Origin of the sequence: Enterococcus sp. DIV0682, from assembly GCF_051712685.1 — a bacterium.
GTDB classification, from domain to species: domain Bacteria; phylum Bacillota; class Bacilli; order Lactobacillales; family Enterococcaceae; genus Enterococcus; species Enterococcus faecalis.
The window spans coordinates 1,592,558-1,604,860 of the sequence record NZ_JBIOPK010000001.1 but is presented as its reverse complement, the minus strand read 5'-3'; the positions used below and the strand labels follow the sequence as shown (position 1 = coordinate 1,604,860).

At 39.3% G+C, this 12,303-nt stretch carries 11 protein-coding genes; 9 read left to right on the top strand and 2 right to left on the bottom strand.

All coding sequences use genetic code 11. The annotated features are described in order from the left end of the window. Positions 1 to 391 precede the first annotated feature (391 nt). From pdhA to lpdA, 4 genes are all read left to right on the top strand, one after another. Positions 392 to 1,507, top strand: a complete 1,116-nt coding sequence (gene pdhA / locus IGK96_RS07670; protein WP_002357768.1) for a pyruvate dehydrogenase (acetyl-transferring) E1 component subunit alpha — start codon at positions 392 to 394, stop codon at positions 1,505 to 1,507. 2 nt (positions 1,508 to 1,509) lie between these two features. Then, positions 1,510 to 2,487 carry an alpha-ketoacid dehydrogenase subunit beta gene (locus tag IGK96_RS07665; protein WP_002357767.1) on the top strand — a complete coding sequence of 326 codons (978 nt, stop codon included), beginning with the start codon at positions 1,510 to 1,512 and terminating at the stop codon, positions 2,485 to 2,487. Between the two features lie 142 nt (positions 2,488 to 2,629). Next, positions 2,630 to 4,249: a dihydrolipoyllysine-residue acetyltransferase gene (locus IGK96_RS07660; protein WP_002357766.1), complete on the top strand. Its 1,620-nt coding sequence runs from the start codon at positions 2,630 to 2,632 to the stop codon at positions 4,247 to 4,249. Positions 4,250 to 4,256: 7 nt separating this feature from the next. Further along, positions 4,257 to 5,663, top strand: a complete 1,407-nt coding sequence (gene lpdA, locus IGK96_RS07655) for a dihydrolipoyl dehydrogenase (protein ID WP_002357765.1) — start codon at positions 4,257 to 4,259, stop codon at positions 5,661 to 5,663. Positions 5,664 to 5,775: 112 nt separating this feature from the next. Here lpdA and IGK96_RS07650 read toward each other — a convergent pair whose 3' ends face one another. Beyond that, positions 5,776 to 6,762, bottom strand: a complete 987-nt coding sequence (locus IGK96_RS07650) for a PocR ligand-binding domain-containing protein (protein ID WP_085443218.1) — start codon at positions 6,760 to 6,762, stop codon at positions 5,776 to 5,778. A 160-nt stretch (positions 6,763 to 6,922) separates the two neighbouring features. Between IGK96_RS07650 and IGK96_RS07645 the strand changes: the two genes are divergently transcribed. The 5 genes from IGK96_RS07645 to IGK96_RS07625 all read left to right on the top strand — a co-directional run bounded on the left by IGK96_RS07645 (position 6,923) and on the right by IGK96_RS07625 (position 10,978). After that, entirely contained in the window at positions 6,923 to 8,062 is a 1,140-nt protein-coding gene (locus tag IGK96_RS07645) for a glycerol dehydrogenase (RefSeq protein WP_002363858.1), read from the top strand. Positions 8,063 to 8,074: 12 nt separating this feature from the next. Next, positions 8,075 to 8,473, top strand: a complete 399-nt coding sequence (gene dhaM / locus IGK96_RS07640) for a dihydroxyacetone kinase phosphoryl donor subunit DhaM (RefSeq protein WP_002357762.1) — start codon at positions 8,075 to 8,077, stop codon at positions 8,471 to 8,473. Beyond that, positions 8,474 to 9,457, top strand: a complete 984-nt coding sequence (gene dhaK / locus IGK96_RS07635) for a dihydroxyacetone kinase subunit DhaK (RefSeq protein ID WP_002366604.1) — start codon at positions 8,474 to 8,476, stop codon at positions 9,455 to 9,457. It abuts the gene before it with no gap. A 12-nt stretch (positions 9,458 to 9,469) separates the two neighbouring features. Continuing rightward, positions 9,470 to 10,072 (top strand): dihydroxyacetone kinase subunit DhaL, encoded by a 603-nt coding sequence (dhaL, locus tag IGK96_RS07630; protein ID WP_002360441.1) that lies wholly within the window; start codon positions 9,470 to 9,472, stop codon positions 10,070 to 10,072. Between the two features lie 123 nt (positions 10,073 to 10,195). Then, positions 10,196 to 10,978, top strand: a complete 783-nt coding sequence (locus IGK96_RS07625; RefSeq protein WP_161975130.1) for a hypothetical protein — start codon at positions 10,196 to 10,198, stop codon at positions 10,976 to 10,978. Positions 10,979 to 11,050: 72 nt separating this feature from the next. Here the strand turns inward: IGK96_RS07625 and IGK96_RS07620 are convergent, their stop codons facing one another. Next, entirely contained in the window at positions 11,051 to 12,202 is a 1,152-nt protein-coding gene (locus tag IGK96_RS07620) for a hydroxymethylglutaryl-CoA synthase (protein ID WP_010775805.1), read from the bottom strand. Positions 12,203 to 12,303 lie beyond the last annotated feature (101 nt).

Here is a 12,303-nt window from a genome sequence, read left to right as displayed (position 1 = left end):
GTTTTTATTTTTTGGTTTTTTCAAGATAATTTTCATGAAAACGCAAAGTTCGGAAATCAGATTACTAGCCAGTTCGGGGATAAGGGGGCTCAAATTAATAGAACTGTTATATAATATTTTCAAAATAGAATATAACAGTTGGGAGAAAAATAGTACAGAAGAAGTGTGGAACAGAAACCGTTTTCTTGTTTGTGAAAATTATCACTAAACCGCAAAAACATGCGGTTTTGCTCTTTTGTGAAAAAATGAAGAAATTAGAGTTTTTTTCTTGCGCTTTTTCGAATTTAGTGATAATTTGTTAAGTGTAGTCGATAAAAAGTAATACAGTTTCGCACTCTGTTTTACTTTTGTCGAAATTAAAGAAACGTAATAGAGAGGATTGTGTGACAAAATGGCAAAGGCTAAGAAACAAAAACCTATTGACTTTAAAGAGCTAATGGCTAAAGTCGACGCTGATTTCCCAACTTTCCAAATCTTGGATCAAGATGGAAAAATTGTGAATGAAGATTTAGTACCTGATTTATCGGATGAGGAATTAGTTGAATTAATGACACGCATGGTTTGGTCTCGTGTGTTAGACCAACGTTCTACTGCATTAAACCGTCAAGGACGCTTAGGATTCTTCGCGCCAACAGCTGGACAAGAAGCAAGCCAATTGGCAAGTCAATTTGCAATGGAAAAAGAAGACTACTTATTACCAGGTTACCGTGATGTACCTCAATTAGTACAACATGGTTTACCATTAAGAGAAGCTTTCTTATGGTCTCGTGGTCACGTAGCAGGGAACTACTACGCGGAAGATTTAAATGCATTACCACCACAAATTATCATTGGTGCTCAATACATCCAAGCAGCTGGTGTTGCTTTAGGATTGAAAAAACGTGGAAAAGAAAATGTTGTCTTCACTTATACTGGTGACGGCGGTTCTTCACAAGGAGACTTCTATGAAGCAATTAACTTTGCTGGTGCTTACCAAGCAAACGGTGTCTTCATTATCCAAAACAATGGTTTTGCGATTTCTACACCTCGTGAAAAACAAACAGCGGCTAAAACTTTAGCTCAAAAAGCTGTTGCAGCAGGAATTCCTGGTATTCAAGTTGATGGTATGGATCCATTAGCAGTTTACGCAATTGCAAAAGAAGCACGTGATTGGTCAGCTGCAGGAAACGGTCCAGTTTTAATTGAAACATTAACCTATCGTTATGGTCCACATACTTTATCTGGAGACGATCCAACACGTTACCGTTCAAAAGAAATGGATGACGAATGGGTACAAAAAGATCCATTGACTCGTTTCCGTAAATATCTAACAGATAAAGGCTTATGGTCTGAAGCAAAAGAAGAAGAAATTATTGAAAAAACAAAAGAAGAAATCAAAGTAGCGATTGCAGAAGCGGATAAAGCGCCAAAACAAAAAGTTTCTGATTTCTTGAAAAATATGTTTGAAGTTCAACCTCAAACAATTAAAGAACAAATTGCATTTTATGAAGCGAAGGAGTCGAAATAAAAATGGCACAAAAAACTATGATCCAAGCAATTACAGATGCCTTAGCTCTTGAATTAGAGAAAGACGAAAATGTCTTAATCTTCGGTGAAGACGTTGGTAACAACGGTGGGGTTTTCCGTGCAACTGAAGGTTTACAAGAAAAATTTGGTGAAGACCGCGTCTTCGATACACCTTTAGCTGAATCTGGTATCGGTGGATTGGCTTTCGGTCTTGCCTTGCAAGGTTACCGTCCAGTTCCCGAAATCCAATTCTTTGGTTTCGTTTTTGAAGTATTTGACGAAATCGTTGGTCAAATGGCTCGTACGCGTTACCGTATGGGTGGAACTCGTAATATGCCAATTACTGTTCGTGCCCCATTTGGTGGTGGTGTTCATACACCAGAACTTCACTCAGATAACTTAGAAGGATTAATCGCACAATCACCAGGTGTTCGTGTTGTTATTCCATCAAACCCTTACGATGCAAAAGGACTATTAATTTCATCTATTCGTAGCAACGATCCAGTTGTCTACTTAGAGCACATGAAATTATACCGTTCATTCCGTGAGGAAGTGCCAGACGAAGCTTATGAAGTGCCTTTAGATAAAGCGGCTGTAACTCGTGAAGGAACAGACGTATCAATCATCACTTACGGCGCTATGGTTCGTGAAGCGATTAAAGCAGCTGATAGCTTAGCGAAAGACAATATTTCAGCAGAAATCATTGACTTACGTACAGTGGCTCCTTTAGATGTGGAAACAATTATTAACTCTGTTGAAAAAACTGGCCGTGTGGTTGTCGTTCAAGAAGCACAAAAACAAGCTGGCGTTGGCGCTATGGTTGTTTCTGAAATTTCTGAACGTGCCGTATTATCATTAGAAGCACCAATCGGACGTGTATCTGCTCCAGATACAATCTTCCCATTCGGACAAGCAGAAAATATCTGGTTACCAAATGCGAAAGATATCGAAGCAAAAGCTAGAGAAATCGTCGAATTTTAATAGTTATTCGAAGTAGATAAACGAAGAATTAAACAGGTGGAATACGGCTATAGGCATGAAATGTTCAGCTACTATAGTCGTTTCCCCGCGTTTTGCTCCTAAGAAAATAGACAGATCCAACGAAGAAGGGAAGACTTAAAAAATGGCTTATCAGTTTAAATTACCGGATATCGGTGAAGGGATTGCCGAAGGCGAAATCGTTAAATGGTTTGTAAAACCTGGCGATACAATCAACGAAGACGATACGTTATTAGAAGTACAAAATGACAAATCAGTGGAAGAAATTCCATCACCAGTAACAGGTACTGTAAAAAATATCGTTGTACCAGAAGGAACAGTTGCAAACGTTGGTGACGTGTTAATCGAAATCGACGCACCTGGTCACGAAGATAACGATGCAGCACCAGCAGCTCCTGCACAAGAACAAACACCAGCACAACCTGCTGCTGTACCAACAACAGAAGCAGCTGGCGGATTTTTCCAATTCAAATTACCAGACATCGGTGAAGGAATTGCCGAAGGCGAAATCGTTAAATGGTTCGTTAAAGCTGGCGACACAATTAATGAAGATGATTCATTATTAGAAGTACAAAATGACAAATCAGTAGAAGAAATTCCATCACCAGTAACAGGTACTGTAAAAAATATCGTTGTACCAGAAGGAACAGTTGCCAATGTTGGTGACGTGTTAGTTGAAATTGACGCACCTGGTCATAATTCAGCAGCACCGGCAGCCGCAGCACCAGCTACTGACGCTCCTAAAGCGGAAGCATCAGCTCCAGCCGCTTCAACAGGCGTAGTTGCAGCCGCTGATCCAAACAAACGCGTTTTAGCAATGCCATCTGTTCGTCAGTATGCGCGTGAAAAAGACGTTGATATTACACAAGTAACTGCAACTGGTAAAGGTGGCCGTGTCATTAAAGCGGATATTGATGCCTTTGTCTCTGGTGGTTCTCAAGCAGCACCAGCTACTGAAGCTGCCGCAACAGAAGCAGCACCTAAAGCGGAAGCAGCTGCACCTAAAGCAGCGCCAAAAGCCTTTACTTCTGATTTAGGCGAAATGGAAACACGTGAAAAAATGACACCAACACGTAAAGCAATTGCTAAAGCAATGGTTAACAGCAAACACACTGCTCCTCACGTAACATTACATGATGAAGTAGAAGTTTCTAAATTATGGGATCACCGTAAGAAATTTAAAGATGTTGCTGCTGCAAATGGTACAAAATTAACATTCTTACCATACGTTGTAAAAGCATTGACTTCAACTGTTCAAAAATTCCCAATCTTGAATGCATCAATTGATGACGCAGCACAAGAAATTGTTTACAAAAATTACTTTAACATTGGTATCGCTACTGATACAGATCATGGCTTATATGTACCAAATGTTAAAAATGCTAATACGAAGAGCATGTTTGCTATCGCTGATGAAATCAACGAAAAAGCAGCATTGGCTATCGAAGGTAAATTAACTGCACAAGATATGCGTGATGGTACAATCACAATTAGTAACATTGGTTCAGTCGGTGGCGGCTGGTTTACACCAGTAATCAACTACCCTGAAGTTGCTATTTTAGGCGTTGGTACAATTGCTCAAGAACCAGTTGTTAATGCAGACGGCGAAATCGTTGTGGGACGCATGATGAAATTATCATTAAGCTTTGACCACCGTATCGTTGACGGCGCAACTGCTCAAAAAGCAATGAACAACATTAAACGCTTATTAGCTGATCCAGAATTACTATTAATGGAAGGATGATTAACAAATGGTAGTAGGAGATTTCGCCATTGAACTAGATACAGTCGTAATCGGAGCTGGACCTGGAGGATACGTTGCTGCAATTCGTGCCGCAGAAATGGGTCAAAAAGTTGCGATTATCGAACGCGAATACATCGGAGGCGTTTGTTTAAACGTTGGATGTATTCCTTCAAAAGCTTTAATTGCTGCTGGACATCATTACCAAGAAGCACAAGATTCTTCAACTTTTGGTGTAACAGCTAAAGGAGTCGAATTAGACTTTGCAAAAACACAAGACTGGAAAGATAACACAGTTGTTAAATCATTAACAGGCGGCGTTGGCATGTTATTGAAAAAACACAAAGTAGAAATTATTGAAGGCGAAGCATTCTTCGTTGACGAAAATACATTGCGTGTTATTCACCCAGACTCAGCACAAACTTACTCATTCAATAATGCTATTGTAGCAACAGGTTCTCGTCCAATTGAAATCCCAGGATTCAAATTTGGCGGACGCGTGTTAGATTCTACAGGCGGTTTAAACTTAAAAGAAGTTCCTAAAAAATTCGTTATTATCGGTGGCGGTGTCATCGGTGCTGAATTAGGTGGCGCTTATGCTAACTTAGGTTCAGAAGTAACAATTTTAGAAGGTAGCCCATCAATTTTACCAACTTATGAAAAAGATATGGTTAAAGTTGTCACAGACGACTTCAAGAAGAAAAACGTAACAATCGTGACTTCTGCAATGGCTAAAGAAGCTGTTGACAATGGCGATAGCGTCACTGTTAAATATGAAGTTAACGGAAAAGAAGAAAGTGTTGAAGCAGATTACGTAATGGTCACTGTTGGACGTCGTCCAAACACAGACGACTTAGGCTTAGAACAAGCGGGCGTTGAAATTGGCGAACGTGGTTTAATCCCAGTTGATAACCAAGGACGTACTAACGTGAAAAACATCTTTGCAATCGGCGACATCGTACCAGGTGCTGCGTTAGCGCATAAAGCAAGCTACGAAGCAAAAATTGCTGCTGAAGCAATTTCTGGTAAGAAAGTTGCAGTTGATTACAAAGCAATGCCAGCTGTTGCCTTTACTGATCCAGAATTGGCAAGCGTTGGTATGACTGTTGCAGAAGCAAAAGAAGCGGGAATCGAAGCAAAAGGCTACAAATTCCCATTTGCTGGTAACGGCCGTGCAATCTCTTTAGATAAAACTGAAGGATTCATGCGTTTAGTTACAACTGTAGAAGACAATGTCATCATCGGTGCACAAATTGCCGGTGTCGGTGCAAGTGACATGATTTCTGAATTAGCTTTAGCTATTGAATCTGGCATGAATGCAGAAGACATTGCTTTAACAATCCACCCACACCCATCATTGGGCGAAATCACTATGGATACAGCTGAATTGGCTTTAGGTTTACCAATTCATATTTAATAGTATCACTTTGTCGCACGACAGATATAATGCGCCTTTTGCACTTGTTGCATTAGCCACAGCAAGAGCAAAAGGTGTAAAAAAACAACGACTTCTAGGAGTCGTTGTTTTTTTATGCTCTGTTCTTTCTTTTACGGTATTTAAGGGGTGTTTCACCCGTTTCTTGTTTAAAGATCCGGACAAAATAGCTATCTTCAACAAACCCTAAATCTTCACTGATTTGGGCAATTGTTTTATCTGTCTCCAAAAGAAGCTGTTTAGCCCATGTGATTTTTAATTGTCGATAAAATTGACTAAAGGGAATACCAAACTCCTCTTTTAATAAACGACTTAAATACGTCGGTGTCAAATGAACAAGGTCTGCCAGTTCTTGTAAATTTAAACGCAGCGATTTGTTTTCCCAAAGGGCATCTAAAACCGGTTGTAATTGCTTATTTTTAGTTTGATAGGCACTTGAAGGAGTTAATTGAGCAGTTAATAAAGTTTGTTGAATATCTTTTTGGATCATATTCAATGGCTCCAGCTCTTCTTTTCGCGAACTAATCTGTAAGGATTGTTTGTACGTATTGATTAAATAATCTTTTTTGATGGCTTCAGAAATAATATATTGGCTTAGATCAGCGATTAATGTCGCGCTCTTTTCTAAGTCTGCTAGTTCTAAAACAGGGTATTGTTGATACAGCTCTTGGTGTGTTACTAAAAATTCTTGAATGAAGGCATCATTCATGGTTAAAACCTGTTCTAACTCTTCTTGGTGATCTTCGAGCAAAACTTCACCAGCCATAATGGCTCCTACATACTGGTTATCAACAATAATGGGGATGGCCATATCAACGATGTTAAAGTGACAACGGTAGATAAAAGGCTGACCAGTGCGAACAGCTTCCAAGCCACCACGAGCATCACATTTTTCACAAAGTTTCGAGAGCTCAGGGGAGTGGCGTACCAGTTGGCAAAAGGGTTGAACTTGACTATGTTTCGTCACAGGTCGACCTTTATAATCGACTAAAATAATGGCTAAGCGAGTGCTTAAGGCCAATGATTCTTGCAATTTTTCCCACTTCTCTAAATCTAAAATATTTTTTAATTCTACAGTCATAAGGCAATCCTTCAATCTAAAGTTTAAAAATCATAATATTTTATTATTTCACAAAATAATTCTATCATTTTTTGCAAGAAAACGATACCAAAAGTTCAATGCTTTTTGTATGAAAGCGTTTTATACTATGTATGTAAACAAAATATAGGAGGCTATCAACATGAGAAAAGCATTGATTTTACCAACGAAATATGTTCAAGGGGAAGATGAATTACTAAACTTAGGTTACTTCGTTTCAACTTTTGGAAAAAAAGCGTTACTAATTGCAAATCCTGCTGACGTTGATCGTGTACGTCCACAATTGGAAGAAACAGCGAAAAAGTTTGACATTACCTTCGTAGAGGGTGGCTTTAGTGGAGAAGTAACGCGTGAAGAAACAAAGCGCTTGCAAAACGTTGGACAAAAAGAACAAGCAGACTGTATCATTGGTTTAGGTGGCGGTAAAGCAATCGATGCTTCAAAAGTCGTAGCAGAAGGTGAAAACTTAATTATTGTACCAACGATTGCGGCTCAAGATGCACCAACTTCGCATTCAGCTGTACTATATCATGAAGATGGCTCATTTGATGATTATGCTTACTTTAAACAAAGTCCAAGCGTCGTTATGGTTGATACAAAAGTGGTTGCCAAAGCGCCAACTAGATTTTTAGTTGCTGGAATGGGGGATGCCTTATCCACATATTTTGAAGCACGCGCAACACACAATTCATATTCTCGGGTTAATGCTAGTTTGCCAATGGGTTCAAGAGAAGGCTTAACGCCTGCTGCTAGCGGCACATATGCAGCTTTGGCCATGGCAAAACTTTGCTGGGAAAACCTCCAGGAAGATGGGTTAAAAGCGAAATTAGCTTGTGATGCAAATGTGGTTACTGAATCATTGAATAAGATTATCGAAACAAATATCTTACTTTCAGGCTTAGGTTTTGAAAGTGGCGGTTTAGCTGCAGCGCATGCGATTCATAACGGTATGACAGTCTTACCTGGTGCGCACAGTTATTTACATGGTGAAAAAGTAGCCTTTGCAACGATTGCACAACTTGTATTAGAAGATGCAGCAAAAGACGAATTAGAAGCTGTTTTAGACTTTAGCGCTTCTGTAGGTTTACCATTAACGCTTTCAGACATTGGTGTCGATGAAATCACTTATGAAGAAGCGTTGGAAGTAGCCAAAATTGCTTGCATTCCAGAAGAATCAATTCATTCAATGCCATTCCCAATTGTCGTTGAAGAAGTAGCGAATGCAATCATTGTTGCAGATAAAGTCGGACAAGAATATAAAACAAGACATAAATTAGATTAAGGAAGTGTCCACATGAAAGCAGATATTTTACTCGTTTCACATAGCAAAATGATTACAGATGGTATTAAAGAGATGATTGAACAGATGAACGCCAGTGAAGAAATTACAATTCATTCACTTGGTGGTACATCAGATGGTTCATTAGGTTCAGATCCAATGAAAATCATTGACACGATTAACGAAGCGGACTCTGACCGAGAATTTTTAATTTTTGCCGATTTAGGCAGTGCCGTTTTAAGTTCAGAATTAGCTTTTGATATGCTAGAAGAAGACCAACAGAAACATTATCATTTAGTCGATGCACCATTGGTTGAAGGTGCCTTTGCGGCAGCAATTACTGCAGGTGTCTCAGATGATTTGACGCAAATTTTAGCAGAAGCTCAAAATGCTGGTAAGAAAGGGTGGAACTAAATGAAAAAAATTATTAATGAACCTGGTAAAATTGTCGAAGAAATGCTCCAAGGAATTGTGAAAAGCTATGGAAACCTTGTTCATCAAGTCGAAGATTCTCGCGTGATTGCTCGCAACGACTCAAACAAACAAGTTGGGTTAGTATCTGGTGGCGGAAGTGGTCATGAGCCTGCACATGCTGGGTTTGTTGGTGATGGAATGTTAAATGCCGCAGTTTTAGGTGATGTCTTTACTTCACCAACACCAGATCAAATTTTAACAGGGATCCAAGCGGCAGACCAAGGGGCCGGTGTTCTGTTAATCGTAAAAAATTATACAGGCGATATTTTGAACTTTGAAATGGCCAAAGATATGGCTGATATGGAAGACATTCATGTAGAAATGGTCGTTGTCGATGACGATATAGCTGTCGAAGATAGCACCTATACCGCTGGAAAACGCGGCGTTGCCGGGACTGTTCTTGTCCATAAAATTTTAGGACATCATGCCCGCCAAGGTGCTTCTTTAGAAGAGCTCGTTTCTTTAGGAGAAAAGATTGTAGCAGCCACGAAAACAATTGGAGTGGCTTTAAAAGCAGCCACTGTGCCTGAAGTTGGCAAACCAGGTTTTACTTTACCAGAAGATGAAATTGAATTTGGCGTAGGGATTCACGGAGAACCAGGCTATCGTCGTGAAAAAATCCAACCATCGAAAGAGTTAGCGAAAGAATTAGTTGAAAAAACATTAAGTAGCTATGAACAACAACCACAAACAGTTGGGATACTTGTCAATGGCATGGGCGGCACGCCATTAATGGAACAATTTGTATTTATGAACGACGTGCTAACATTATTAGAAGATAAAGGTGTTCAAGTGACCTTCCATAAAGTGGGTAACTATATGACGTCTATTGACATGCAAGGATTATCTTTAACGATGATTGACTTGGCGACAAAAGACTGGCAAACAGCGCTAGAAAGCAATGTAACAACAATTTCTTGGTAAGGGTGATAAAAGATGGAATTAACAGTAAAAGACATTCAAACATGGTTAGACAATTATTCAAAAGTTATTGAAGAAAAAAAAGACTATTTAAGTGAATTAGACACGCCGATTGGTGATGGGGATCACGGTAACAACATGGCTCGTGGTATGGCTGAATACAAAATTGCGTTTGACAAAAAAGTACCAACAACAATCACGGAGACATTTAAAGTCCTATCCATGGCTTTGATTTCAAAAGTTGGCGGAGCTTCTGGTCCTTTATATGGTACTGCGTTTATGAATATGACTAAAGCGACAAAAGATTTGGAAACCATCAGTTCGCCAGAGCAATTAAAAGAAATTGTTCAGCAAGGTCTAGCTGGGATTCAGATGCGCGGCAAAGCTGAACCAGGAGATAAAACGATGGTTGATGTCTGGGCACCTGTTGCTGAAGTAATTGGAACGGAACAATTTAATGAAGAAAAAATTGAACAATTTGCTGAAGCAACAAAAGATTGGGTGGCGAAAAAAGGACGTGCCTCTTATTTAGGGGAACGAGCAATTGGTCATATTGATCCAGGAGCAGCATCTAGTGCATTATTATTTGAAGAACTAGTCAAAGTAATCAATCAATAACAGTGAGAAAAAAGTTTAGCAAGTGCCTCTCTTGAAGCGCTTGCTAAACTTTTTTATAAATAATGGTTTCTTTTGTTTATCTATGGGATAATTTAAGTAACAAAAAATAACAAAGATAGACAAATGGGGGATTTAAAGATGAAAAAGCATGTGATTGTGGGATGTTTATTAATCGTTAGCTCAATGTTTGTAAGTGCTTGTGGAAATTCGTCAGACGTGACCACGGAAAAAACCAGTGTCACAAAACAAGTCGAAGCTACGGGACAAAGCACAACCTCTTCCGTAGACCAAACCAAGTATGATGCCATTATTACAGAAGCTAAAAAGTTAACAGCAGAGGGGCAATATAAAGAATCAGAAGAAAAATTAGCTACGATCCCTGTTAGCGATTTAGGGAAACCACACTATTCGATCGTTAAAGAAACGGTTGAGAAACTAAATAATCAAAATAATGAAGGCTTAAAAAGACAAGAAGAAGTCGCGGTTGAAAAGCAAACGAAGTCGAGTCCGGCACAAACAGAATCACTTAAACCGATTCCAGATGAGTTTGCTAAATGGGCAACCACGTATCTTTTTTATTATCCACGAGGAGATCAAAAGCAAGCGGGGTTAATCATTGAAGCGAATGGAGCGGTCACGCAGACGAATACGAATGGCGAAATTTACACAGGAAAAGCCGAAATAAGTGGAGCTTCGGGCACTATTTTAAGTTATGATACGACTAGTTATCGCCCGACGACCCAACCAGCTACAAAATCGATTACTCCAAATGTTAAAATCACTGTTACTTGGAACAATGGCGGCGGTGTTGATGTTTATTATGGCTACGTTTCTTATTCACAACGTTTAGCTTTGACAGATGGTATCGCCGTGACAGACGGGGTCAAAGAAGTTTGGCTTTCATAAAAAGAGCTAGACATTCAAGCAAAAACTTGAATGTCTAGCTCTTTTGTTGATTGAATAGGGGGATTTAAATACTTAGTTTCGATAAGAACGAACGGTATTATTAATAGCAGAAATACTATATTTTAATTCATCTTCTAACGTTTGATCAATGTCTGTGTCTAAAGTTTCTGCAAACATGGCTTCATATTCAGCGATAGAAAGTTCTGTCCGATTATCCAGCAGTGCTAAATGAGTTTCTTTTTGTAAATGATTTTGATAGCCAGCTACTAATTCACCAGTGAAAAATTCAGCGACAGCACCAGAACCATAACTGAATAAACCAATTTGATTGCCTGCGGTTAAAGTCGTTGCATTTTCTAAAAGGGAAATGAGTCCCAGATAAAGTGAACCCGTATACAAGTTTCCTACGCGACGACTATAGATGATACTTTCTTCATAACGAGCTAAAATTCGTTCCTGTTCTGCTTCAGTTTGGTCGGAGATTTTTGCTAATAAGGCTTTTTTGCCCATTTTTGTGTAAGGAATATGGAACGCTAAAGCATCATAATCTGCAAAATCAAGACCGGTCCGTTTTTTATGTTCATCCCAGACTTGGGCAAAAGATTGGATGTAGGTTTCGTTTGACAAAGGACCATCGACCATAGGATACGGATGGCCTGTTGGACGCCAAAAGTCATAGATATCTTGCGTCAGCATCACATTATCCTCTTTTAAAGCCAAGATGCGCGGTTCACTAGTAACTAACATCGCAACCGCCCCAGCTCCTTGTGTAGGCTCACCGCCAGAATTTAAGCCATATTTTGCAATATCTGCTGCTACAACCAAAACTTTTTTATCTGGATGTAAGGCGACGTGATTCTTAGCTAACTGTAAGCCTGCTGTTGCTCCGTAACAAGCTTCCTTGATTTCGAAAGAGCGAGCGAAAGGTTGAATCCCCATTAAACGATGTAAGACAACTGCGGCCGCTTTTGACTCATCGATACTGGACTCAGTCCCGACAATCACCATATCAATGGCCTCTTTATCTTCTTTGGTCAAAATCGCTTCTGCGGCATTGGCTGCAAATGTCACAATATCTTGGCTGATTGGGTTCACCGCCATTTGGTCTTGCCCAATACCAATATGAAATTTTCCAGGGTCTACATTTCTGGCTTCAGCCAGTGCCGTCATATCAATATAATAAGGGGGCACAAAAAAACTAATTTTATCAATCCCAATTGTCATTTCTTTAACTCCTTTACGATAAATAGATTCATTATATAAAATAGCACGAAATGAACCAAAATGGGGAATTTTTGTATTAACTTCATAGATTATTAAAAAAT